Origin of the sequence: Nocardia sp. GCM10030253 (assembly GCF_042675075.1) — a bacterium.
In the GTDB taxonomy this organism is placed as follows: domain Bacteria; phylum Actinomycetota; class Actinomycetes; order Mycobacteriales; family Mycobacteriaceae; genus Nocardia.
This window is the reverse complement of the sequence record NZ_JBHTDL010000004.1, coordinates 793719-818111: the sequence shown is the minus strand read 5'-3', so window position 1 is coordinate 818111 and position 24393 is coordinate 793719. Positions and strand designations below refer to the sequence as shown.

General features: G+C 65.9%; 17 protein-coding genes and 2 pseudogenes. 2 read left to right on the top strand and 17 right to left on the bottom strand.

Features of this window, described 5'->3' with window-relative positions; all coding sequences use genetic code 11:
- Window positions 1-88 precede the first annotated feature (88 nt).
- A pseudogene (locus ACFQZZ_RS07870) lies at window positions 89-217 on the top strand (nitroreductase family deazaflavin-dependent oxidoreductase); the annotation flags it as partial.
- A gap of 20 nt (window positions 218-237) precedes the next feature.
- On the opposite strand, the gene ACFQZZ_RS07865 reads toward ACFQZZ_RS07870, so the two are convergent.
- Window positions 238-579 carry a hypothetical protein gene (locus tag ACFQZZ_RS07865; protein WP_378676014.1) on the bottom strand — a complete coding sequence of 114 codons (342 nt, stop codon included), beginning with the start codon at window positions 577-579 and terminating at the stop codon, window positions 238-240.
- A gap of 142 nt (window positions 580-721) precedes the next feature.
- Between ACFQZZ_RS07865 and ACFQZZ_RS07860 the strand changes: the two genes are divergently transcribed.
- Entirely contained in the window at window positions 722-2032 is a 1311-nt protein-coding gene (locus ACFQZZ_RS07860; RefSeq protein ID WP_378676011.1) for a class I SAM-dependent methyltransferase, read from the top strand.
- A gap of 72 nt (window positions 2033-2104) precedes the next feature.
- On the opposite strand, the gene ACFQZZ_RS07855 is transcribed toward ACFQZZ_RS07860, so the two are convergent.
- The 16 genes and pseudogenes from ACFQZZ_RS07855 to ACFQZZ_RS07780 all read right to left on the bottom strand — a co-directional run.
- Window positions 2105-3361 carry a cytochrome P450 gene (locus ACFQZZ_RS07855; RefSeq protein ID WP_378676009.1) on the bottom strand — a complete coding sequence of 419 codons (1257 nt, stop codon included), beginning with the start codon at window positions 3359-3361 and terminating at the stop codon, window positions 2105-2107.
- 86 nt (window positions 3362-3447) lie between these two features.
- Entirely contained in the window at window positions 3448-4740 is a 1293-nt protein-coding gene (locus tag ACFQZZ_RS07850) for a dihydrolipoamide acetyltransferase family protein (RefSeq protein ID WP_378676007.1), read from the bottom strand.
- A 17-nt stretch (window positions 4741-4757) separates the two neighbouring features.
- The gene (locus ACFQZZ_RS07845) at window positions 4758-5744 is read right to left on the bottom strand and encodes an alpha-ketoacid dehydrogenase subunit beta (RefSeq protein WP_378676468.1); all 987 of its coding nucleotides are present in this window, start codon (window positions 5742-5744) and stop codon (window positions 4758-4760) included.
- A gap of 41 nt (window positions 5745-5785) precedes the next feature.
- The gene (gene pdhA, locus ACFQZZ_RS07840) at window positions 5786-6829 is read right to left on the bottom strand and encodes a pyruvate dehydrogenase (acetyl-transferring) E1 component subunit alpha (protein WP_378676004.1); all 1044 of its coding nucleotides are present in this window, start codon (window positions 6827-6829) and stop codon (window positions 5786-5788) included.
- 11 nt (window positions 6830-6840) lie between these two features.
- On the bottom strand, window positions 6841-8289 hold the full coding sequence (lpdA, locus tag ACFQZZ_RS07835; RefSeq protein ID WP_378676002.1) for a dihydrolipoyl dehydrogenase: 1449 nt from the start codon (window positions 8287-8289) through the stop codon (window positions 6841-6843).
- A gap of 177 nt (window positions 8290-8466) precedes the next feature.
- Window positions 8467-9642 (bottom strand): PucR family transcriptional regulator, encoded by a 1176-nt coding sequence (locus ACFQZZ_RS07830; protein WP_378675999.1) that lies wholly within the window; start codon window positions 9640-9642, stop codon window positions 8467-8469.
- A gap of 41 nt (window positions 9643-9683) precedes the next feature.
- A complete protein-coding gene (locus ACFQZZ_RS07825; protein ID WP_378675996.1) occupies window positions 9684-10319 on the bottom strand; it encodes a biliverdin-producing heme oxygenase in 636 nt (211 codons plus the stop codon).
- The gene (locus tag ACFQZZ_RS07820; protein ID WP_378675994.1) at window positions 10316-11443 is read right to left on the bottom strand and encodes a polyprenyl synthetase family protein; all 1128 of its coding nucleotides are present in this window, start codon (window positions 11441-11443) and stop codon (window positions 10316-10318) included. Before ACFQZZ_RS07820 ends, ACFQZZ_RS07825 begins: the two co-directional genes overlap by 4 nt.
- 175 nt (window positions 11444-11618) lie before the next feature.
- Window positions 11619-12926 carry a cytochrome P450 gene (locus tag ACFQZZ_RS07815; protein WP_378675991.1) on the bottom strand — a complete coding sequence of 436 codons (1308 nt, stop codon included), beginning with the start codon at window positions 12924-12926 and terminating at the stop codon, window positions 11619-11621.
- Between the two features lie 687 nt (window positions 12927-13613).
- Window positions 13614-14540, bottom strand: a complete 927-nt coding sequence (locus ACFQZZ_RS07810) for an NADP-dependent oxidoreductase (RefSeq protein ID WP_378675988.1) — start codon at window positions 14538-14540, stop codon at window positions 13614-13616.
- Window positions 14541-14659: 119 nt separating this feature from the next.
- Window positions 14660-19117: an aminotransferase class I/II-fold pyridoxal phosphate-dependent enzyme gene (locus ACFQZZ_RS07805; RefSeq protein WP_378675985.1), complete on the bottom strand. Its 4458-nt coding sequence runs from the start codon at window positions 19115-19117 to the stop codon at window positions 14660-14662.
- Window positions 19114-19380: an acyl carrier protein gene (locus ACFQZZ_RS07800; protein WP_378675983.1), complete on the bottom strand. Its 267-nt coding sequence runs from the start codon at window positions 19378-19380 to the stop codon at window positions 19114-19116. The genes ACFQZZ_RS07805 and ACFQZZ_RS07800 overlap by 4 nt, the downstream gene beginning before the upstream one ends.
- Before the next feature lie 29 nt (window positions 19381-19409).
- Window positions 19410-21077, bottom strand: coding sequence for a fatty acyl-AMP ligase (locus tag ACFQZZ_RS07795; protein ID WP_378675981.1), 1668 nt, complete (start codon window positions 21075-21077; stop codon window positions 19410-19412).
- 495 nt (window positions 21078-21572) lie between these two features.
- Window positions 21573-22469, bottom strand: coding sequence for a phosphotransferase enzyme family protein (locus ACFQZZ_RS07790; RefSeq protein WP_378675978.1), 897 nt, complete (start codon window positions 22467-22469; stop codon window positions 21573-21575).
- Window positions 22469-23527 (bottom strand): XRE family transcriptional regulator, encoded by a 1059-nt coding sequence (locus ACFQZZ_RS07785; RefSeq protein WP_378676466.1) that lies wholly within the window; start codon window positions 23525-23527, stop codon window positions 22469-22471. The genes ACFQZZ_RS07790 and ACFQZZ_RS07785 overlap by 1 nt, the downstream gene beginning before the upstream one ends.
- A 66-nt stretch (window positions 23528-23593) precedes the next feature.
- A pseudogene (locus tag ACFQZZ_RS07780) lies at window positions 23594-23818 on the bottom strand (helix-turn-helix domain-containing protein); the annotation flags it as partial.
- Window positions 23819-24393 lie beyond the last annotated feature (575 nt).

Genomic DNA, 24393 nt, shown 5'->3' with positions numbered 1-24393 from the left:
CCTTTCCGGTCCTGGGAATCCCGGCGGCAGAGCGCAGCGGGGGCCGCGAATTGTGGGCTGCCCCTGAACCGTTTCTCGGTGCGTCGTAGCCCACGAACTGCACGGGGAGGAGCGCGAGCGCTACTACCGGCGGGGCATAGACATCTACCCGGGGTCCACCCACTACCGGCGCCGGGCGCACCGCCAGATCCCGGTGCCCGCGCTCGATCCGGCCTGATCGGCACCTATGTGGTGTGGCTAGTCTCCGACGAAAACGAGGTAGCTGCCGGGTGTCGTGGCACAGTCGTTCAGGTAGGTGGCGAGGTCGCGGACCGCTTCGGTGTGGGAGTTGTCGGTGCAGCGGTCGAGAAGATCTGGGATCTCGCCGAGCGCGACGGCAGCTTGTTGCTCGTTGAAAACCGTGTCGTTATACGGGTCGACCATCCAGAGCTTGCCTGAGGTGTTAGCGGGAAGTTCGGCGATCAACTGAGCCAGCGCGGCTCCGTGCTCATGGGACTGACGGACCACAGTCGGCTTGCGCCTCGAGTGTCGACGGGGCCACTGCGGGCGGCTGTTGTGCAACTGTAGGTCGATACCCATGACCCGATTCTCTCCTGAATGGCGGCTATCCGGCACGCTGCCCGCGCTCGGCGCCAAGCAACACCCCACGCGAAACCGGGGCCGTCCACTCATGCCGCGTCGTTGTCCTGCGTACCGGGCATCGCGGGTCATAGTGGATCGTATGGGCCACAAGCCAACAGTCGCCGACGTCTTCCAACCCTTGCTGCGGGCCGCGCTCGGGTCCCGACCGGCGGTGGGGTTCGAGTTCTGGGACGGCAGCACAATTCTCCCCGAGGGTGAGTGTCGCGGCACCATGCGCGTGCGGTCCAAAGACGCGCTGAGTTACCTGGTGTGGGCGCCTGGCGAACTCGGCCTCGGCCGGGCTTTCGTCTCCGGCACCGCGGATCTCGATGGCGATATCTTCACGATGCTTCGCGCACTGCAGTCGACGGCGCCGCGCGACGCTCGCCTCGGGCTCGACGCCGCGTGGAAGGCCATCGGCGCGGCGCGGCAACTCGGCGCGCTCGGTCGACCACCTCTGCCACCGCCGGAGGAGGCTCGGCCCCGGCGCGGACACCTGCACACCAAGCGTCGTGACGCAGCGGCGATCAGCCATCACTACGACGTCGGCAACGACTTCTATCGTCTGGTGCTCGGGCCGAGCATGACGTACTCCTGCGCACGGTTCGCCGCGGACAACGACGATGGTCGCGGCGGTGCGAACGCCACGGTTTCGCTGGAAGACGCCCAGCGCGCCAAGCACGATTTGATCTGTCGCAAGCTGGGTCTGGCCGAGCGTGCCGGTATGCGCCTGCTCGATGTCGGGTGTGGCTGGGGCTCCATGGCCATGCACGCGGCCTCGACTTATGGTGCGCAGGTGGTCGGTGTCACGATCAGCAAAGCTCAGGCCGAACTCGCCCGCGAGCGAATCGCCGATGCGGGGCTGTCCACCAGCATCGAGATCAGACTCGCCGACTATCGCGAACTCCGTGGCGAGAAGTTCGACGCCATCTCCTCGATCGGCATGTTCGAGCACGTCGGAGCGACGCGCGCCGCGGAGTACTTCGACACCCTGCGCGCCCTACTGCGTCCCGAAGGACGTCTGCTCAACCACGCGATCTCCTCCGCGGGCGGGTCGACCATGCATGGCCGTTCCTTCATCGGACGCTACGTCTTCCCGGACGGCGAGCTTCTCGATGTCGGCGAGGTCGCGCTGGCCATGGAGCGCGCCGGATTCGAGGTCCGCGACGTGGAAGCGCTACGCGAGCACTATGCGCTGACCCTGCGCCACTGGGTCGCCAATCTGGAAGGTGCTTGGGATCGAGCGGTCTCGCTTGTCGGCGACGGACGCGCACGGGTGTGGCGGCTCTATATGGCGGCCTCGGCGTTGGGCTTCGAGGACGGCGGCCTCGGGATCCATCAGGTGCTCGGGGTCGTCCCGGATGAACAAGGACATGCCGGTATGCCGGGTACCCGACGTGCCTGGCGATGACAACGCTCCGCGAGCGCGCCTCTAGCTCGGGTCGCGGCAGCATCCTGGCCGCGACCCTCCGCGATTGCGCGCCTACATCAGTGGTAGCGGCGGTGACTTCGGGAAGACTACCGGCAGAGCGGTCAATGCCCGGTGGAACGGGCCCGGCCGCCAGATCAGCTCGGAAGGTGGTACCGCCAGCCTTATCTCGGGTAGAGCGTCGAGTAGTTGGTCGATGGCGTCCTGGGCGATCAGGTACGCCATCGAACTGGCGGGGCAGACATGTGGTCCGGCACCCCAGGCCAGATGGGAGCGATTGCCGGAGTGCTGGACGGTGCTGATCTCGGGATCGTTGTTGCAGGCGGCCATGCTGATGACAACCGGTTGGTGGGCGGGCAGCCAGACGCCGTCGATCAGGATCGGTTGCCGCGGAAAGCTGATGCAGAAGTTCGCCATCGGCGGATCGGTGAACAACACTTCGTCGAGTGCGTCCCTGGTCGAGAGGCTACCGCCGAGGACATCGTCGCCGAACCGCTCGTCGGTGAGGATCAGCAGCAGAGTGTTGACGATCAGATTCTGCTGCGGTTCTATGCCCGCGCCGTACAACGTGGCCAACTGGTGCACCATTTCCGTATCGCTCAGCCCGGCCGGGTGCTGCACCATCCGCGTGGTCACGTCGTCGCCGGGTTCGGCGCGCTTGAGCTGAGTCAGCTCCAGCAGCGCTCCGATAAGCATCTTGTTCCCACGGTCCGCGTCGACGCCCTCGAAGACCGCGGCCATACCGGTCGCGGCCTGCTCCGCGATCTCGGCCGGACAACCGAGCATGGCGTTCAGGACCGCGAACGCGAGCGGAAACGCGTACCCGCGAACCAGATCCGCGGACCCCGCCGTACAGAACGAATTGATCAGCGGGGTCGCGATCTGGGCCACGGTGTCGTGTAGTCGGTACTGATCGACCTTGTCGAGGCCCGCGGTATTGGTTTGCCGATAGCGGACGTGCTCGTTGCCCGCGTTGCGCAAGGCGTTCGGCCGCCACTGCATCATCGGCAGCACCGGGCAGCCCGTCGGAATGTCCTGCTGCCAGATGCGCGGATCAGCCGGGAAATGGTCCTCGTCGTTGAATATCCGTACCGCGGTGTAGTAGCCGATCACCAACGTGGCAGGCACACCCGGCGCCAAGTCCACCGGCACCAAAGACCCATACCGTTCCCGCATTTCGCGATAGGCGCCATGCGGATCCGCCGCGAACTCCGGTGAATACAACGACGCCCGTGGGCCATCGGTGTCGATCGGCGAACCGTGCTGGGCACGACCGGATCGGCTGTGGGCTGAGGACGGGGACATCGTCATCGGAGAAACTCCAGGCAGTCGAACAACAAAAGCTCAGTGAGCGTATGCAGCTACCCGGCGGTACGTACCCGGAATCACGCAGCCGCTCAGGTAACGATGCGGAGTGGGTGTTCGAGCAGTCCCCTGAGTTGCTGGAGGAACGTGGCGGCGGTTGCGCCGTCGACCGCACGATGGTCGGCAGACAGGGTCACGCGCAGAATCTTGCGGTTGACGACCTGACCGTCGATCAGCCGCACCTCGTCCGCGGCGGCACCGACGGCGAGGATGGCGGCCTGGGGTGGGTTGATCACGGCGGTGAACTGCTCGATGCCGAACATGCCGAGATTGGAGATCGTGAAAGTGCCACCGCTCATTTCGTCAGCACGCAGCTTGCGGGCGCGGGCCCTTTCCGCTTTGTCCCGGCTCTCGGCGGCGATCGCGGAGACGCTCTTGCGGTCGGCGTCGCGGATCACCGGCACGACAAGTCCGGCCGGGATCGCGACGGCGACTCCGAGATGAATTCCACTGTGCCGCAACAGTTTGTCGCCCGCATAGGAGACGTTCACCGAGGGGTCGGAGCGCAGTGTGGCGGCCACCGCCTTGACGATCAGGTCATTGACGCTGATCTTCCCGGCACCGGCGATCCGCAGTGTCTCGTTGATATCGGCGCGGAATGCAAGCAGGTCGGTGACGTCGATTGCGCTCGTCAGGTAGATGTGTGGTGCTTGCTGCTTGCTCTCCGTGAGACGTTTGGCCGACACCTGCTGGATGGTGGTCAGCGGCACTTCTTCGAAATCCTCGGAGTCCGACACTGCATGAGATGCCGGATTCTGTTGCACGGCAACCGATTCTCCAGCCAGCTCGGCAGCCGCGGCCTCGGGGTGCACAGTGTCGATTCGACGCTGAGCGGATTCCACATCCTGTCGGGTGATCCGGCCCGCGGGGCCGGTCCCGGTCACCGCAGCCAGATCGACGCCCAATTCGCGTGCGACCTTGCGTGCGAGCGGAGACGACTTCAGTCGGCCGCCCGGCTTCGTCACTGTCGGCGAAGTGTTCTGCGTACGAACGACTTCGGTCACCTGCGTCGAAAGCGCACCACCGGTTGTCGATTCGATCTGCGCCGACGGAACATTCACCGGTGGAGCAGATTTCGTGGACGTCCCGCTGCCGTCACCGATCACTGCGATCGGGTTGCCGATGGATACTCGTGTCCCGGGTTCGGCCAGGATCTGTTCGAGCACGCCGTCGTCGTAGGCCTCGAGCTCCATCAGGGCCTTGTCGGTCTCGATCTCGGCGAGAATGTCACCGCGGGCAACCTTGTCGCCGACCTGTTTGAGCCAGGCGACGAGGACACCCTCCTCCATCGTGTCGGAGAGCCGGGGCATGGTGATTTCTGGCATGGTGTTGTCCTCGGTTCTCAGCGACGGCGGCCGACGGCGGCGAGCGTTTCCAGCGCGGCCGTGTGCAGGGATTCAGCGGAGGGCAGCGCGGCCTGTTCGAGTGCTTTGGCATACGGCAGGGGTACCTCCGCCGCGGCCACCCGCCGGACCGGTGCGTCCAGGTAGTCGAAGGCGCCGTCGGAGATGGTCGCCGCGACCTCGGCGCCGATCCCGTATGTCAGCCAATCATCCTCTGCCACAACGGCACAGCCGGTCTTGCGCACCGAGGCCACGATGGTGTCCCGATCCAATGGGCGCAGGCTGCGCAGATCGATCACTTCGGCGGAGATGCCGGATTCGGCGGCCAGCCGCTCGGCGACCTGGGTGGCGATCGTCGCCATCCGCGAGTAGCCGATCAGCGTGATGTCGGCGCCTTCGCGGGTGACGGCCGCCTTGCCGATTTCGGCTGGCGGAAGATCCTCTGGCACTTCACCTTTGGTGTTGTAGAGGGCGAGGTTCTCCAGGAAGAGGACCGGATCGTCGTCCTCGATCGCCGCCCGCAGCAAGGCGCGGGCGTCGGCCGGGGTGCTCGGGGCGACCACTTTGAGGCCGGGCACGAACGCGTAGTAGAGCTCGATGTTCTGCGAGTGCGTCGCGCCGAGCTGCTGACCGCCGCCGCCCGGGGTGCGGATGACCATCGGCACGCTGGTCTGCCCGCCGAACATGCCATAGATCTTGGCGGCGTGATTGACGATCTGGTCCAGCGCGAGCAGCGAGAAATTGATCGTCATGATCTCCACGACCGGGCGCAGGCCCAGCATGGCGGCGCCGACGGCGGCGCCGACGAAACCCTCTTCGGCGATCGGAGTGTCGCGCACTCGCTTCTCGCCGAATTCGGCAAGCAGGCCCGCGGTGATCTTGTAGGAGCCTTCGAAGACGCCGATCTCCTCCCCGATCAGGAAGACGTCCTCGTCGCGTCGCATTTCCTGGCGCAGGGTTTCGCGCAGCGCTTCGCGATAGGTGATGACAGGCACGGTTGTCCTTTGCGTTTCAGATGAGCGTGCGGTCAGAAGAGCGGATCGGCGGGCAGCCTGCGCGACGCTCCCGCCACCGGGGTGGCGTAGGTGTAGTCGAACAGGGTCGACGGGTCCGGGTGCGGGCTCGCGTCGGCGAAGGCCACCGCCGCGTCCACCTCTTCCTCTACCGACTGCTCGATAGCCGCGACATCGGATTCGTCCAGGACGCCCGCGGCGATCAGATCGCCGCGCAACCGCGCGACCGGGTCGGATTCGCGGGCTGTGGCGGTGTCCTCGCCGCTGCGGTACTTCGCCGGGTCAACCACCGAGTGGCCCTTGAGCCGGTAGCTCACCGTCTCCAGCAGCGCCGGTTTGCCCTCGCGGCGTGCCGTGTCGATCAGGTCCTGAGCAATGTCGCGCACCGCGAGTACATCGGTGCCGTCGACCTGCTCGCCACGCATCCGGTAGGAGGCCGCGCGCTTGTACAGTTCGGGCTCGGCGGAGGACTTCTCGACCGTGGTACCCATACCGAGCTGGTTGTTGATGATGACGAACACGACCGGCAGATTCCACAGTGCCGCGATGTTGAGCGACTCGTGGAATGCCCCGATATTCGTTGTGCCCTCGCCCATTTGGCACACCACCACGTCGTCGTCACCGCGGTAGTCGATGGCAAGCGCGGCGCCGACGGCGAGCGGGAGCTGACCGCCGACGATGCCGTATCCACCGAGCAGGCGAGAGGCGGTGTCGAACATGTGCATCGAACCGCCCCAGCCCTTGGAGGTGCCGGTGGTACGTCCGTACAGTTCGGCCATCACCCGGCCGGGCTCGATGCCTTTCGCGATGGCGTAGCCGTGTTCGCGATAGTTGGTGAACAGATAGTCGGTGGGCCGCATCGCCGCGCCGAGTCCGACGACGGTGGCTTCCTCACCGAGATTGAGATGGCAGTAGCCGCCGATCTTGGCCTGCGAATAGCCCTGCGCGGCGCGCTCTTCGAAGCGCCGGACGAACATCATGTCGCGGAGGTAGCCGCGCAGAGTGTCGGGTTCCTCCACGGCGAATGCGTTGGGGGCGCGGTCGATTGTTTCGGTCACGGTGGTCCTCCTCAGCGCTGCCGCGGCGCGATGTGCACGGGCAGGCCGAGCGCGGTCAGCGCGGCCTCCATCCCGATCTCGCCGAGGGTGGGGTGGGCATGGATGGTGTCGGCGAGTTCGTCGAGCGTCGCCTCCAGGGTGATCGCGAGAGCGCCCTCGGTGATCAGATCGCTGGCCGACGGACCGATGATGTGGACGCCGAGAACTTCCTGATGCTGCTGTCCTGCAATTATTTTGATGAATCCTTCGGCGTCGCCGAAGGTCTTGGCACGACCCAGCGCCGCGAATGGGAAACGCGCGGTGACGATGTCGTGTCCGGCCGCTCGGGCGGCGGCCTCGGTCAGGCCGACGCTCGCGATCTCGGGATGGGTGAACGTCGCCGCGGGGATCGCGGTGTAGTCGATGCGATGGTCATGTCCGGCAATGACATCGGCCGCGGTGAGGCCCTGATGGGAGGCCACGTGCGCGAGCAACGCGCGACCGGTGACATCGCCGATCGCGTAGACATGATCGACGCCGGTACGCAGCTGATCGTCGACGGGGATGAATCCCCTTTCGTCGGTGGCGATTCCGGCACGGTCGAGCCCGAGGTCGGCGGTGTTGGGTCGACGGCCGACCCCGACGAGGACCACATCGGCGTCGAGTTCACGTGCGTGCTTGCCTTCGACGGTGACCCGCAGCGCCTCGCCCTGTGCGATCGAGGCGACCGTCGTTCCGGTCAGCACAGTGATGCCGTGCTTCGTGAAGGACCGACCGAGTGCCGCGCCGATATCGCCGTCTTCGGCCGGTACCAGGCGGTCCTGCATCTCCACGATGGTGACATCGCTGCCGAAAGTGGCGAACAGGCTCGCCCATTCGGCGCCGACGGCGCTGCCTCCGACGATCACGAGCCGGTCCGGAACGGACGTCAGGCCGAATGCGCCATCCGAGGTGATCACCCCGGGCAACTCGACGCCGGGAACGGGCAGGCGCGCGGGGACCGATCCGGTCGCGACGATGACGTCGCGCGCGGTGATCTGGCGGATCTGCGCGGTAGGCGCGGCGGCGTAGCGCGGGCCGTCGGGACCCACCGGAGACGGACCCACCTCGTGCACGTCAACGGTGGTCGGTCCGGTGAAGCGGGCGTGCCCCTCGATGACGGTGACACCGTTGGCCGCGAGCAGCCCGGCAACGCCGTCGGTGAGTTCCTTGACGATGCCGTCCTTGCGCTGCCGCACGGCAGGAAAGTCGAAACGCAGATTGTCGGCGTACACGCCGTAATCGGCTGCGTCCCTGACCGTTTGGAACACCTCCGCCGACCGCAACATCGCCTTCGTCGGAATGCAGCCCCAGTTCAGGCACACTCCTCCTGGTCGTTCCTTCTCCACCAAGCCCACCGACAGGCCGCGCTGGGCCGCGCGGATAGCGGCCACATAGCCGCCCGGCCCGCCACCGATCACCAGCAGATCGAACTCCGGCACTCGTGGTGCTCCTCAATCTCGAACGATTCCGACTACACCGAGGTTGTGGCATAGGTCGTTTCGATCGAGTCTGGTCGGCCAGGAATGCACACACAATGCCTTCGAAGCCCAGCAATCGGGCCGTGAAATTGGGCGCTGCGCCCAATCTGCCCGGCTCCAATCCGCCCGGATACCGGGTCAGTCGGTGCGCCCCGCGAGTTCGAGCGCCGACAATGCGAGCGAGAGCTCGAGATAGGCGCGCTGCCCGTCCAGCGGGCGGCTGATCAGGCCGGAGATGCGCTGCAGTCGATTGAGCACCGTATTGCGGTGGCAGTGCAGTCGGACCGACGCATTGGCCGCCGAGCAGTTTTCGGCGAGCCAGGCCGCGAGGGTCTGTAGCAGCACATCGCGTTCTTTGGGCGGCAGCTCCAACACCGGGCCGAGGGTGCGGGTGACCAGCAGTCCGGTCAGATCCGGAGAATTCACCAGCAGCGCCTCGGGATAGCGCTCCTCCAGCGATACCAGCTCGACCGCGTCCTTCGGCAACGTGTCCATGGCGATCCTGGCGAGCGCGTGGCCCGTGTCTACTTGAGCCAGCCCTGGGACCGCAGGGGACGAAGCGGCCCGGCCTCTGGCAAGGGGACGCAAGGGGTCCAACACTGCGGCGATGTCCCGGTGCTCCAGCGATACCAGCCCGATCATGCTGTCGACACGGATGTGCCAGACCGACCGGATCCCCAACGCCGCCAGGACGGTCTCGGGACCGACCAGCGCGGGCCGTCCGTCCGCCCGTACATCCGCCGCCACCACCAGGTACGCGCCGTGCGCGGGCAGCTCGAGCTCACGGGCCGCCCGCGCCGCGAACGTGGCATCCTGGGCGCGCCCGGCCAGGAGATCCTCGATCAGCGCGTGCCGACGTCGCTCGTCCCTGCGCACCTGCTCGAGCTCGGTATTGCGATAGGACGTGGACAGCGCCGAAGACAACCCGTCGATCACTGTCCACATCGCGGTGCCCGCCTCACGGATCTCGTGCGGCTGCGAGCCGACGCTTTCGGCGTTGTCCAGCAACGCTTCCCACACGATCCGCCCACCGAGCCGGAACGTGCGGAGCATCGCTTCCAGTGGCACGCCCTGCTCGGCCCGGCGCCTGCCGATCGATGCGGCGACGTCGTCCCGCTCGGGATCGGTCGCGGCACCGCTCAGCAGTTCCAGAATTCGAGTCAGATAGCGGCGGCAACCGTCACGCAGATCCGCACGGGGTACCGAGGTGTAGTCGGTCCACTCCGGGTTGTCCGTGAAGATCGCCGCGAGCAGGCGTCGGGTGAGTACCGGAATATCGGTGATGCATTCCGCGGCGAGCTTCCGTGTGCCCACCGTGGATAAAGCGGATCGAGGAGCTCCCATAACGATCGACGCTACTCACCAGGCGTCGATTCTTCGTGATCCGGCCTGGACAGCGCGGCCAGCGTGTCAGCTATCGCCCGGTAGCCCGTGTCTGCCGCCGTCAATACCAGTTGTTGCCGGGGTTCGTCGACAACGGCGTCGTTCATCCGAGTGGTCATGGCGGCCCAGCGTTGTCGGTCACCGCTGTTGTAATAGGTGAGGCCACGACCGTCCGTCAGTCCGAACGTCGCACGGACATGTGCGGTCAGCTCCAATCCGCCCATCGTGGAACCTTCCATCACGTACAGGAACCCGAGCGACGAGACGGGGTCCGCGGTCATGCGGTCGGCGATCGCATCGGCGAACCGCTCCGCGACGACGACCGCCGCGGCGGTGATGTCGTCGGCGGGCACAGAATCGAAGAACTCCAGATCCTGGTCCAGCAGAGGCACTTTGGTGAGTTCGGAGCGCCACACCGCGGTGACGATCGGGTCTTCCGAACCGGCCAACCGGGTCTCGAGTGTGTCGAGGATGATGCGGTAGGCCCGCAGCTGGCCGACATATCGGCCGAGCGACAGTGTCCGGCTCAGGAGTTCGAGATTGAAGGGTGTTGCTTCCAGAGCATTGTGCCAGGCCCGGGTTTCGGCGCGCAGCCGCTGCATGATCATGCGCGAACCGCCGCGTACAGCCGATCCATCACATGGCCCTTGCGATCGATCGTCATGTCGAAATACGTTGCACTGTCGGTCGATCGGCACAGTTGGTGAATTCGGCTCTTGGCATCCTCTTTGAGCTCGACCGCCTGCGCGGCGAGCTCGGTGAGCGTCGCACCGAGCCTGGGGTGACCGAGGGTGAAGTTCTTCAGCCGGTCGCCGACCATGTCGGCGGCGAATTCGGGCGGCGCGGGTTGCGAGCCGAGCAGTTCGAGGCATACCCGGTTGGTGAGCCCGTCGAAGTCCTCGTGGGTGTTCGCACCGCCGAACTCGGGCACGAAGTCGGTGAGGTCGTTGAAGATCTGGCTAGCCAAGCCCAGTTGCCGCATCGCGTCGTCGAGAACGGTCAGTTCGTCCTCGGGTACCTCCAATGCGGTCGCGGCCGCGTTGAGCGGCATCCGGAACAGGGTCGAGGTCTTCAGCGTCGCGACCGATTCCCAGAACTTCACTCGATCGTTCACCTCCGCCGCGACGATGTCGCGCCGGACCTCGGCCAGCCGACTGGACATGTCTATCGCCTGACCGATGAAGCCGTTTTCGACGGCCTGCACGAGGTAGCTCACGACGGCGGGTGATTGTGCATGGCGCAGCGCGGCAAGCACCATCCAGGCTCCGGTGTTGAGGGCGAGCGGCACCCCGTGGGTGGCATGCAAGGCGGGTTCGCCGTATCGCACCGCACTGCCGTCCTCGATATCGTCGAGAACGACCGCGGCCTTCAACAGAATTCGGACCGCTACCGCGACCCTGCGGATAACCGCCAAGTCGGCAACCGCCTCGCCGGTGCCCGCGAAACCTCGGTAGTTGCGGAAGACCCAGTACACGATCGACGGCCGGAAGCCGGGGCCGCCCGCCGGCGCCAGCGCCTCTTGTCCCACCTTCGAGCCGAGTGCGTCGGTGATCGGGTCGTGGAATGCTTGTCGCAGCGCGGTGTCCAGCTCCCGCGGCCCGTAGGCCGCCCCTGCCACCTTCGACGCCGAGACCGTCAGGTCGGCCAGGAATACCCGGAGATCTGTTTCCAGCAGTTCCGAGTCGCCGCGCACAAAGTCGCTCACCTGCGTGTCATTCTCGAGGGCAGTCATCTGTGGCCTCTTCCTATCGTTCGAGCCGACCCGGGATCCGGGGGCGGCCCGCCTCCGGCCCCGGTCGTTCGGTGGAGGCCATTCACCGTGGAGGAGTCTATGGACGACACAGACTGGACGGTTTCCCAATTGCGGGGAGATGGCTGTGATTCGGCCGGCGACCAGCGCGGTTCGGTCAGCGCGTGATGGTACGCAGACGGAGTGTCCGTGGAGCAAGCACGAACCTGGGTGCGGCCTTGGTACGCGTGTCGGACACTGCTTCGAAGCGCCACCGCGAGGCGAGGGTAGCCAGTGCGAGGGTTGTTTCGGCCATGGCGAAGCTCTCCCCGATGCACTTACGGGCACCGACTCCGAACGGAACCAGCGCAGCGCGGGGCCGTTGGTCGTGATGCCGGTCGGGGTCGAAACGTCCCGGGTCCGGGTAGAGGTCGCCGCGGCGATGAATGAGGTATGGACTACAGACCACTGTCGCGCCCGCCGGAATGCAGTGTCCCCCGAGGTCGGTGGCGGTCGTAGTGACGCGGGTGAGAAACCACAGCGGGGGATACAGCCGGAGGGTCTCCATGACGACCCGCGCGGTGAGCTCCAGCGCGGGCAGGTCGGTGGCAGTCGCGGTGCGGCCGGACAGCACCGCGTCGGCCTCCCGGTGCACTCGGTCCGCGATGCCGGGATGACCCGCCAGCAGGTGCAGCGCCCACGCCAGGGCGACCGCGGTGGTATCGACCGAGGCCGCGAAGAAGGTCACGACCTGGTCGGCGAGCTCTACCTCGGAAAGCCCGTCGCCGTGCTCGTCGCGAGCCGCCGACAGGACGGACAGGATGGCGCCGCCGTCGGCGGACTTGGCATCGGCGACGATCTCCTCCCCTAGACCACGCAGGCGTGCCACGGACTGGTCGTAGCGGCGTTTGCCCGGCGTGGGAAGCCGGTCCAGCAGCGGTGGGAGGAGAACACGCCGATACACCCCCGACATGAAGACGTCGAGGTCGCGCGTCACCTGGGCGAGGCGGTCGGCGGGTACTTCGGTCGCGAACATCGTCGCGCAACTGATCCGGGTGGTGATCGTATACATGGCCGCCAGCGCGTCGACGGTCCCGCCGTCTTGCCAGGTTTCGGTCACCGCCGTGACCTGCTCGGCCATCACCTCCGAATAGCCGGCCAGCAGGTCCCGTTGGAAAGCGGGCTGCACCAGCCGCCGCTGGCGGCGATGGTCGGCATGACTGCAGGTGACCAGGCCGTTGCCCGCGATCTCCCTGGCCCGCTCGGCGAGCACGCCGCCTTTGTCATAGGTCCGGTCGTCGACCAGCACCTGCTTCGTCAACTCTGGGTCGCAGACGACGAATGCCTGCCATCGTCCGATCCCTATCGGCACGATGTCGCCGTGGGCGGGCAGTTCGGCCAGCGCTCGCAGCGGATCGCTCACCAACCGAATGGCGCTGCCGAACAGTCGAAATCGCCCTGGTGCAGGCGTGGTCGTGGTGGTCACCGGACCGACACTAGACGGGGCGTGGCTACTACGCAGTGTCGAGATCTCTGGCGCGGACCAGGGCGAAGTCCGCGCTGACACCGCCGAACTCCGCCCGACTTCACGTACTGCCTACGCGCAAGACCTGCCGGTGTCGCATGGGTTCACAGACCCCGCCGAGCTGAGGTCGACCGACCCGAAGGACGCGGACCCGATCAGGCCGACGAGCCCGAAGATCCAACTTCAGAACCCGGCCCGAGGCCGATCGGCCCGGTCGACGACCCCTTCAAGATCAACTACTCACGCCGCATGACGGGCCATTGACTAACGGCCCGTCGGACGCGATCATGAACCATGGGAAACGACGGGGTGTATAACGGTCGAACTACCGAACATCTTCCGGCGCAGGCAGATTGATCCGAGCAGCAGGTGCTCGACGAATCCGATGTAGCGCAGGCGCGGGTGTTCTACGACTTGCTCAGCCAGGAGGCCGCGACCCTGACCGCCACGATCCAAGCCTTGACGACCAAGCGGGGGGTTCTCCGATCGACAGCCGAGGCGCAGCTCTTCCGTAGAGAACTGGAAGAAGTTCGTCGGTGTATGGACCAGCTCCGAGACAGATTCCCCGAGATCGGCCGCCGCGCCGAGTAGCGGCGGCACGGCGCGGTGCGGGTCGTGCCGCCCGGGGTCGTCACCCTGGATAAGCCGTCAGGGAATGAGAACGGTCTTGCCCCTTGCGTTTCCGGTCGATGCATGGGCCTTGGCGGCGTCAGCGAGGTCGAACTCCCGCTCGACGTGGACGCGCAGCTTGCCTGCTTCGGCGAGAGCTGCGAGACCGGCGAGATCCTCGGCCGACGGGTGGACGAATACGGTCTCGAATCGGATACCGTGCTGTTCGGCCTCCACACGAGTCAGTCCTGGATTGTGACCGACCGTGGTGACCAGCAGGCCGCCAGAGTTCAGCGTGCGCAGGGAGCGCGGCGCGTATTCGCCGCCGACCAGGTCGAACACCACGTCCACCGGATCGGTCGCGGTAGCGAAATCGGTTGCGGTGTAGTCGATCAGCTCGTCGGCACCCAACTCGGTCAGGAACGCATGGTTCTCGGTGCGCGCGGTAGCGATGACGTGGGCACCGCGAGCCTTGGCGACCTGCACCGCCAGATGCCCGACCCCACCGGCCGCGGCGTGGATCAACACCCGCTGCCCCGGCTCGCTCCCGGCGATGCGCACCAGGCCTTGCCATGCCGTCAGCCCAGCCAGCGGCAACGCGCCTGCCTCCGACATCGACAGCGCGCGGGGCTTGAACGCCAGTTCATCGGCCGGTGCCACAAGGTATTCCGCATATGCGCCCGCGGCCTTCGGGAACAGTGGCATCCCGAACACCTCCGCCCCCACGTCGAAACGTGTCACCCCGGCGCCCACTGCTTCGACAACACCCGCGACATCCCAGCCGAGCGCGAACGGCGGCGCGGGGAACGGTGGGAAGTGCCCGGCGCGAACAGCCGCGTCCACCGGGTTCACCCCCGCCGCGCGCACCAGGACCAGCACCTCGCCGGGGCCGGGCTGCGGACGCTCGACCTCGGTGCGGTACAGCACCTCGGGTCCGCCGAACGTGTCTTGCGTGATCGCGTACATCAAGATTCTCCCTTTAGTTGACAAGAGGATTATTGCTAACGCAATTATTTACTCTCCATTATTACGCATGTCAACTATCTGGCCCCGAAGAGGCCGAGCAGGCACATCAATCCGATGAGTCAGTGTTGCGCGAGCAGCGCGAGCTCCTCGGTGAGGACCTTGACGGCGTCGCGAATCTGGTCTTCGGTGTGGCAGGCCGTGACGAAGAACCGAAGGCGTGCGAGGTCTTCCGGAACCGCAGGGTAAATGATCGGGTTGACGTTGATACCGCGGCGCAACAGTGCGTTCGACAGTTTCAGCGTCTTCAGCGAGTCGCCGACGATGCACGGGATGACGGGTGTGTCGTGGCTGTCGCCGGTGTTGATCCCGGCGTCGCGGGCCAGCCGCAGAAACAGCCGCGAGTTGTGCCGCAGGCGTTCGAGCGGCTCACGGTCGGCCCGCAGTTGTCGCATCGCGGCCAGTGAGGCGGCCGCATTCATCGGCGTCATGCCGACGCTGTAGACGAATCCGGGCGTCGTGTACTTCAGGAAGCGGATCAGCTCCGCGCTGCCTGCGACATAGCCACCGCATCCGGCGAGTGCCTTCGACATTGTGCCGGACCACAATTCGACATCGCGCCGATCGACGTCGAAGTATTCGCCGATCCCGCCGCCGTTCGCGCCCAACACCCCGACGCTGTGCGCCTCATCGATCATCAAGAGCGCCTTGTGCTTCTTCTTGACCTCGATGATCGCGGGCAGATCCGGTATATCGCCGTCCTGGCTGTAGACACCCTCGATGAGGATGAGGACCCGGCGGTACTGGTGCCGGATTTCGGTCAGCAGCCCGTCGAGGGCGGCATGGTCGTTGTGCGGGAACGGCCGACGGGTCGCGCCAGACAGCTTGCAGCCCTGCAGGATGCTGTCGTGCGCCAGGCTGTCGTGGATCACGAGATCCTCCGGCCCGACGATATGGCCGATGATCGTGACGTTCGTGGAGTGGCCGCCGACGAGCGCGATCGCGTCCTCGGTACCGAGCAGGGCGGCGAGTTCGGCCTCCAGTTCGCGGTGCACCGGCTTCTCACCGGAGAGCACGCGACTGGCCGAGACCGAGCTACCGTAGCGGGCGACGGCGTCCTGAACGGCCGCGACGACCGCCGGGTGGCCGGACATGCCCAGGTAGTTGTAGCTGGAGAAGTTGACTACCTGCGTACCGCCGATGACCGAGGTGTCCCTGGTGACGCCGTCGTTGATCAGGAAGTACGGGTTGGACAGGCCGAGCGCTTCGGCGCCGGAGAGTTGATCGGCGATGGCCTTCACCTCGGCGAAGTCGGAGATCAGGTACTCCGGTGCGACGGCCGCAGGCCCGGGTGCGGCGACGGTGGGAACGTACGTGCTGGTGGTGGGAGTGGGTGCGCCGCCAGCGGGCGCGGGCGCGCCGGTAGCGGGCGCGGGTGCGACCTGAGCCGTGACGTAGGTGACCACGTCGCCGAGCGTCGTTATCGCGGTGAACCAGGTCGGGTCGATGGTCAGTCCGGGGAGCTTGCGGACGAGACCTGCGAACAGGTCGGTCAGCATGAGCGAATCGAATCCGAGACCGTCACTGAGGGTTTGGGTTTCGCGGAGTCGGTCGACCGGGAATCCGCTCACCCTGGCCAGTTCCGCGCGTACGATGCCGGCGACCGCGTCCGGGGTGAGGGCAGTCTGCGCACCAGGCTGCCCGGAAACAGCGTGCGCGGCAACGGCATGCGGCGCGCGAACTTCGGTGGGTGCCGCCACGAGGCTGGCCAGTACGGCGTTCTGCTCGCGGAAGAGCGCGATCAATTGGTCCATCTTCGTTTCCTCGCTGTGTGCGGAAGTCGTTGCGAGAGTGGGCAGTTCGACGGGATGCGCGGAATTCGTCGCAAGTGTGAACGGTTCGACGTGGTATGCGGAGGTCCCACTGATAGTGGGTGGTTCGACCCAGAACCGATGCTCGGTGGAGAACTCGTACACGGGCAGCCGACGTCGGATGCGCTGTGCCGGTTCGTAGAGCTGGTCCCAGTCGGGGTCCAATCCGTCGCGATACAGCGCGGCGATGGTCTCGGCGAGCTCGTTGCCGGTCGCGCTGGGTCCTGGGCTGGGAGTCAGGCAGCGCGCGACCAGATCGGGCCGGATCCGACCGACAAGCGAGGCCAGCACACCGCGCGGACCGACTTCGACGATATGCGTGGGGCTGGTGGCGAGTGCGCCCTCGAGAGCGTCGCCGAAGAGGACCGTGGCACGGACATGTTCGGTCCAGTACGCGGCATCCATCGCCTCGTGTGCGTCGAGCAGCCGCCCGCGCACGGTCGAGTAGATCGGCAGGTTGGGTGCACGGTAGGTGCATTCGTGGGCGATGGCCTCGAACTCCGCCAGCATCGGTTCCATCAGCGGGCTGTGGAACGCGTGGGACACGGTGAGGGTCTTGGCGATCACCGCACGCTCGGCCAGGGCTGCGCGAATCCGTGTGATCGCTTCTACGGCACCGGAGAGGACGAGATCCCTCGGGCCGTTGACGGCGGCCAGCGCGACCGAAGGTTCCGCGGCGAGCACATCGGCGACCTGTTCGGTGGCCGCCCGCACGGCGAGCATCGCGCCGCCCTCCGGCAACCGCTGCATCAGTCGCCCGCGCGCGACCACCAGCTTGCACCCGTCATCGAGGCCCAACACTCCCGCCACAGCCGCTGCCGCGAATTCGCCGATGCTGTGACCGATCAGCCACGCGGGCCGGACGCCCGCGTCGGCAAGCGACTTGGCCAGTGCGTATTCCATCGCGAAGATCGCGGGTTGCGCGAGTTCGGTGCGGTCGATGTCGGCGCTCTCGTCGAGCAGCAGGTCACGCACCGAGCGGCCGAGATGGGCCGCCATGGCGTCATCGACCATCGCGAGTGCCCGCCGGAACGATAAGCTCGCCGCGTCCAATACCCTTGCCATTCCGGCGAATTGCGAACCCTGACCGGTGAACAGCCAGCCGACGCTGATCGGTTGCGCGACACCTGATTCCGCACCGTCACGCAGTCTCGCAATCGCATCCTCGCGGTCATTCGCGACGATCGCGAGCCGGCTACGGCCCGACGACTTGACCTGGTTGCTCGTCCAGCAGAGCTGCGCGAACCGATCCTCCGGCATCGAATCCAACGCCTCGGCCAACAGAATTGCGTTGCGCCGCAGCCCCTCCTCGTTGTCCGACGACAGCGTGAGTACGCCGCCCCGAGAGGCTGCGGAAGTCTCGGGGGCGAGTGCGCCGCCCCCAGAAGCCGCCGAAGCCTCGGCGGCAAGCACATCACCCCTGGACGTCGCGGGAGTCTCGGCCGTGGGGGCGCTCGCCAGCACGACGTGCGCATTCGTGCCGCCGATACCGAAGCCGCTGACCCCGCCGTGCGCAGGCCCGTCGAGCCGCATCGGTTCGGCGAGCAGGCGCAGACCGTGCCGCTCCATGCGCAGCCGCGGGTTCTCCTGGTCGGCGAATCTCGACGACGGAACAACACCGTGGTGCAGGCTCAGCACGACCTTGATGAGGCCCGCGACTCCCGCAGCGCCCTCGGTATGACCGAGATTGCCCTTGATGGAACCGATTCCACAGGGCCGCACCCGGTTCTTCGCATGCAGCTTGCCGAGCGCATTGACCTCGATCATGTCGCCGAGCACCGTTCCGGTGCCGTGCGCCTCGATGAAATCCACATCCTCCGGCCGGACCCCGGCGCGCTGATACGCGGCGCCGATCACGTCCTGCTGCGCCCACCGGTTCGGCGCGGTGATGCCGTTGCTGCGCCCGTCGGAGTTGACCGCGCTGCCCTTGATCACCGCGTAGATCGGCAGACCCGCGGCCTGTGCGTCGGCAAGCCGCCGCAGCACGAGCACGGCGACACCCTCGCCGCGGACGATTCCGTCGGCGTTGCCGCTGAACGGTTTGCACCTGGCATCGGGCGCGGACAAACCTGCTTGGGTATAGAAAACACCGATCGCCGGTGTCAGCACGAGGTTCACGCCACCGGCGACGGCCTGGTCGCACTCGCCGGAAGCCAGCGCGGCACAGGCGAGGTGGACAGAAACCAGCGAGGACGAACAGGCGGTGTCGACCGCGATGCTCGGGCCCTTCAGGTCGAACTGGTAGGACAGCCGGTTGGCGGTCATGAAGTATCCGTTGCCGGATCCGTGCTGCGGCGTGATCGCGGCGTAGTCGCTCATCTGCAGGTTCGCCCATTCGTTGGCCATCACGCCGACGAAAACCCCGGTCCGCGAACCGGACTGGGCGCGCGGGTCGAGTGTGGCATCCTCGAAGGCCCGCCAGGTCGCCTGCAGCAGCAATCGCTGTTGTGGATCCATCGCCTCGGCCTCGCGCGGCGTGATGGCGAAGAAATCGTGGTCGAAAGCGTCCGCGTCGTCGATGAATCCGCCGCTGCGGGTGTTGATCGTGCCGGGTGCACCGGCCGGGTCGTGGAAGTCGTCGACGTTCCAGCGACTTGCCGGAACCTCCGAGATCGCGTCACGTCCATCGATCAGCAGCTGCCACAGGGCAGCTGGATCGGGTGCCTGCGGAAACCGGCAGTCGAGGCCGACGACGGCGATATCGGTCATGCCGCGACGCTGACCTCGGCGGCAAGGTACCCGGCGATATCAGCGATGGTGGGGTAGTCGAAGACCAGAGTTGGGTCGACGTCCAGCAACCACCTGTCCTCGATCTCGCCACACATGGTCACCGCCGATACGGAGTCCATGCCGAGCTCGGCGAGCGGGACCGTCGGATCCACCTGGTGCGGTGCACGTTCGGTGTAGTCGGCGATGCGTTCCACAAGCCAACCTTGGATCGTCGTCGGGTGGGTGATGTTTGTGCTGAACATATTTCGACTCCTGGGCTGGGACAGGTCGGTCAGACGGTCAGTGATCGGCTCAGTGCCGGTTCGAGATCCTCGTGCAGGACGCCAGTGAGGCGGTCCTCCAGAAACGCGGCGCGCATCGAGCTGCGCTGGACCTTGCCGCTGGTGGTGTGATGCACCGATCGGGTGTCTACGAGAACGACATTCGGCGCGGGCACGTCGAATCCGCGAGCGACCGCGATTTTGATCGCCGAGGTCAGCTCGGCGAACGTGGTGTCGCCCAGCAGCCCCTTCTTGACGCCCTGCACCACGACCAGTCGTTCCCGCCCGCCCGCGTCGACGGATACAGTGACCCCTGCGGTGAGCGCCGGGTGTAACTCACCGACCAGCTCCTCGATGTCCTGGGGATACAGGTTGCGGCCGTTGACGATCAGCAGATCCTTGAGGCGGCCCGCGACGAACAACTCGTCGTCACGCAGCAGACCGAGATCACCTGTGCGCAGGAACGGCCCCTCGCTGCCGATGTGGGCATCGAAGGTCTCTCGGGTCTCCTCCGGGCGGTTCCAGTACCCGGCGGCGACGCTCTCGCCGCGAATCCAGATCTCGCCGACACTGCCGTCCGGCACCTGCTGATGCGTATTGGGGTCGACGATGCGGATGTCGAGACCGCGAGCCGCGCTCCCGCAGCCGACCAGCCTGCCGTCATTTCCGTGGTCCATGACGACGGGTGCCGCGTTGACCTCCTGTCTGGCGCTGGCGAGCAGCGTCACCTCGGCCAGGCCATAGGCAGGCAGGAATGCTGTCGGCCGCCAGCCCACGGGCCCGAACCGCTCGAGCACCGCCGCCATGGTTCGTTCGCGGACCGGCTCGGCGCCGCACAGGGCGACCTCGAGCGTAGACAGATCGAGATCGGCCAACTGCTCGTCGGTAACTCTTCGGGCGATGAGTTCGTAGGCAAAGTTCGGCGCGCCGGTATAGGTTGCGCGGTACTTGTCGATGGCCTGAAGCCAGCGCGCCGGGCGCTTGAGGAAGGTCGTCGGCGACATGAACACCAGGTTCGCTCCGGCATACATCGTGCCGAGCAGCATGCCGATCAGTCCCATGTCATGGAACTGCGGGATCCAGCTGACGCCGGTCGCGGCATCATTGAGCCCCCCGTTCGCGGTGATCGCGGCCTCGTTGTGCATGAGATTGCCGTGTGTCACGACGACACCCTTCGGTGTACCGGTCGAACCCGACGTGTACTGCAGGAACGCGATCGTTCCCGAGTCGATATCGGGCATCCGCCACGCGTCGGGGTCGCCGAGCGGCACGTCGGTTGCCGCGACGACCGCGTCCGTCGCGGCCGCGACCATCGACTGGAAGTTGGTGGTCGTGAGCACCAACCGCGCACCGGAATCCGCGACCACACTCGCTACCCGTTGCGCGCTGCGCTCATCGTGCGGCACGGGCGCCGGCACGGCTATGACGCCGGCGTACAGGCAGCCGAGGAAGGCACGCAGAAACGCCATGCCGTCGAGGTAGAGCAGTACGACAGGCTCCGTCGATTCCGGGCGATCGGCCAGCCAAGCGGCCACAGCCCTCGCGTCGCGATCGAGCTCACGGTAGGTGACGATCTCCTCAGTGAGCTCGCGTCCGGCCTCACGCAGATAGGTGTACGACCGAGTATCTCCGTAAATGGAAACTTGCTGCCTAACGTGCTGAACGTAACTGGGCTGCATTCCGTATTTCCTTAGCAGTGGAGATCGTCATAGGGGATGACTATGACTATCCGCTGTCTGCGGCCCTGGAGATAGGGTCCTGAGGTATCACCCAGCTACCCCGGGGGTGGGCACAGTCCCACCCCTGGGTGTGGTGCCCAGGTGGAGCTACTTGTGGTGGCTCGATCGGTGGAAACGGCACCGACGGCAAACCACTACCCTGCCCCTCACCGCACTGATCCGGAGCACCGGGGCCAGCCGTAGATATGCGGGCGCCCCTATCGACAACGACGGTCGTCGGTCCAGTAGTGCGTGTGTACGTCGATCCGCATAGTGCCGACATCCTCTGGCATGTGAACTCGGCCTCCCGATGCGAACGCGGCGGGTCCAACAGACCCACAGCGGCCTGTTCCCATCCCACTCAGCAATACGCCCTCGCATCAGTGAGCGACCTGGATAATTCTGGCCGTTCATCTTTCCGACATGCCTGACGACGACGGCGCCGACTTCAACCAGTTATGAGATCGCATGCCAGATGGCCGCATCGTCGCCGGTCCTCAGCGACTGGAAGCGACAGCGAAGCTCGGCGGCCGCCGCAGGCTTGCTCGGCGCGAGCCGGATATAGGAAGCCACCGAATGAAGTTCCGTGAGGTCACGCAGCAAGGTCCAGCCAGGCCACTCGAGTAGGTCGTACCCGTAGGCGGCCGCGAACAGGTTGCGGTCGTTGACAGGTTGGTGGAAGTGGTCGGGTAGGCCGTTCACCAGGTCGAGTTCGCGAGGACCGATACAGCATTGGTCCCAGTCGATCAGCACCCAACGCCCGCGATCCGAGACCGCGTTTTCGCTGTGGACATCGACATGGATGAGCCCCTCACCCAGTGGGAACCGGGTCCTGTGAAACTCCGCAACCACCGTGTCAGCACGATCTCGCAACCATGCCCGATCCTTGCTGGCAAGCGCTGACACGGACCGCTTGTCGTCAAGGGCCAGCGCTTCGAAAAGCCGTCGCAGTGGCTGATATCGCGGAACCGGAAACGGTGGCTCGCCGACTGTGTGAAGCCGCCGGACCAGTGCACCGAGATCTGCGGGCCCGGCCTGGGTGTCCGACGGCCGATACGGCCAGAACGTCGCGATGGCGTCGGGGTTGGCCGCTGGTTGCCGCCCGGCGACCGGAGTCAGGGCAATCGGCTGCTCGACGGACTCGAGCCAACGTGTGACAGCGATGGCTGCATCGGCACGTTCCCGCCGATAGGAGGTGTTGGGTGCCAAACGCGCGACCACGTTTTGTGTGGGGAGTAACCACACTGCGTTCGATCGGTGGTGAAGCAAACGCGCACCCTCATCGTTTACACCGAACTCCTTGCACGCCGCCCGCAGGGCTTCACGCCCCGGCAGCTCGCTATCGGATGTCACTAGGTGGTCGCGAGGACCGCTCGAATGCCGCCTCGCAGCTCGGCGACATCCGCGTCGCTATCGTGGCGGGCCGCGATAGTGTCCAGGTCGCGAAGCCGCACATAGCAACGCTGCGACGACAGCTCAGTGATCGCGGTGATCGCGTCACGGCCGTAACTGGCCGCTGATTTGAAATCACCAGCCTGGAGACACGCACCGGCGAGCGTGGGAAGAACGACAGCGCGGCTACGTGCATGCTCCATCGCATGTTCGCTGACCGCGATCGACAGCCGATCGATTGCGATGAGCGCGAAATCTGGTTCGGTGAGCGACAACAGGTACATCGAATGACCCTGTTGCGCAGCGATTTCCGCGGTGGTCACGAACCACGCCCACGGCGGCATCGTGTCCGGGTCAGCGGACGCGTAGTGGTCCTCGGACAGTCCGACCGCACGCTCGGTCGCTGCGACCTCGCTCAATGACGCCCAGCACCAGCCCATTACGGCCGCGATATATCCAGCGGTGATCGTGCTGACTGGATATCTTCGGTTGACCGCAGTCGCCGAGGCCAGCTGTGTGAATTTCAGTGCTTCCTGCGGCCGCCGCAAGTGCAGCGACTGGTGCGCCATATCCAGCAGAATGCTGACGGTCAGATCGGTGCTACGCGGGTGGTCCTCGCCGCGGTGCGCCGTCTGTAAGGCGTACGTCCAGAGCTTGCGGGCTGAGTCGTGTTCTTCGATGTCGTACGCGAGCCATCCGGCCATGCTCGCCAGCTCGGCGGTTGCGATACATAGTCGCGTACGGATGCTGGAGGCGCATGCCGCGCCCTCCAGCGCTCGGACCTGATGCAGCTGAGTCAGGGCCGCCGTACGGCACAGCCCCCCGCCGTGCGCGAGGTCCCATCGCCGGAAGCCGTCAGTGATTGCCTCGATGGCGACGACGTCGGCGGATCCGATGTGGGGCCGGGTAACTGGTTCAAGCCGTCCTGGAAGCAATGCACCAAGCCGTTCGAGTTCCGGGTGCAGGCGTGAACCCAGCGCCGCCGCGGTTACCAAGGTGATGAAATCTCTACGTTCCACCCAAGTCACCTCCTCGCTGGCCAGGCTACTCGGAGACTCGGAATAGAAGCCAAGGAGTGAAGCTGGGATGCCGAAGGTTTCGGAAATCCGGGCGATCAGCTTGGCGCTGGTCAGGCGCCGCTCACCGCGCTCTACAGCCGAGACTCGAGACTGAGTGAGGTCGAGCAACGCACTCAGCTGCAACTGTGACAAACCGGTCTGATCGCGAACGACGGCAAATACCGGACCAAAATCATGGTCTGCCAGCGCCTTACGGAGGGCGGGGTTGTCGAAGAAGTTGGCAGGCAGCATCCGCTTGAATCCAGCGGCGTGCGCGCATGACGCGCAGAGACCGCCAGCCTCTCGTGCCGGTAGGGCTGCCCTGCATGCGCGGCAGCCGCGTCCCCCAACAACCACAGATTCAGCCTATGCGTCGAAGCCGTCTTACGTGCGGAAACGTGATCCACAGACCGAACAGCGCTTGAGCACATCGAATACGCAAGCCCCACTGGGGCTAGCCCTCTTGGGCGTTGGGGTCGCCCGCCCCACCCACGAATCTGGAGTCTGCACACCCGGTGCCGGGCCCGATACCTCATCTCGGATTCGCGTAAGCGCGCCAGACGAGCTCACAACCCGTCCGGACTTGTCTGGGCCCGGCCGGGTGTGCTCCCGAACCAACGCCTGGGAGGCACGACATGCCGACGTTTATGAGCGCCTACGACCGGTGGGAGTCAGAGCACGCGGACTGTGCTGCGGAGCACGTCCTAATGGATAGGCAGCGAGCGTCGTTCGTGCTTTCCAAGCATGCAGGACATGGGGCGGAATGCATGCAGTACCTCGCCGCATTCGGTTGCTTGTCGACGGTCCTCGACTGAACCGCGATGATG

Coding starts and splice junctions, on each gene's coding strand:
- ACFQZZ_RS07865 (WP_378676014.1), bottom strand. CDS start 579: ATGGGTATCGACCTACAGTTGCACAACAGCCGCCCGCAGTGGCCCCGT.
- ACFQZZ_RS07860 (WP_378676011.1), top strand. CDS start 722: ATGGGCCACAAGCCAACAGTCGCCGACGTCTTCCAACCCTTGCTGCGG.
- ACFQZZ_RS07855 (WP_378676009.1), bottom strand. CDS start 3,361: ATGACGATGTCCCCGTCCTCAGCCCACAGCCGATCCGGTCGTGCCCAG.
- ACFQZZ_RS07850 (WP_378676007.1), bottom strand. CDS start 4,740: ATGCCAGAAATCACCATGCCCCGGCTCTCCGACACGATGGAGGAGGGT.
- ACFQZZ_RS07825 (WP_378675996.1), bottom strand. CDS start 10,319: ATGATCATGCAGCGGCTGCGCGCCGAAACCCGGGCCTGGCACAATGCT.
- ACFQZZ_RS07820 (WP_378675994.1), bottom strand. CDS start 11,443: ATGACTGCCCTCGAGAATGACACGCAGGTGAGCGACTTTGTGCGCGGC.
- ACFQZZ_RS07810 (WP_378675988.1), bottom strand. CDS start 14,540: ATGTACGCGATCACGCAAGACACGTTCGGCGGACCCGAGGTGCTGTAC.
- ACFQZZ_RS07805 (WP_378675985.1), bottom strand. CDS start 19,117: ATGACCGATATCGCCGTCGTCGGCCTCGACTGCCGGTTTCCGCAGGCA.
- ACFQZZ_RS07800 (WP_378675983.1), bottom strand. CDS start 19,380: ATGTTCAGCACAAACATCACCCACCCGACGACGATCCAAGGTTGGCTT.
- ACFQZZ_RS07795 (WP_378675981.1), bottom strand. CDS start 21,077: ATGCAGCCCAGTTACGTTCAGCACGTTAGGCAGCAAGTTTCCATTTAC.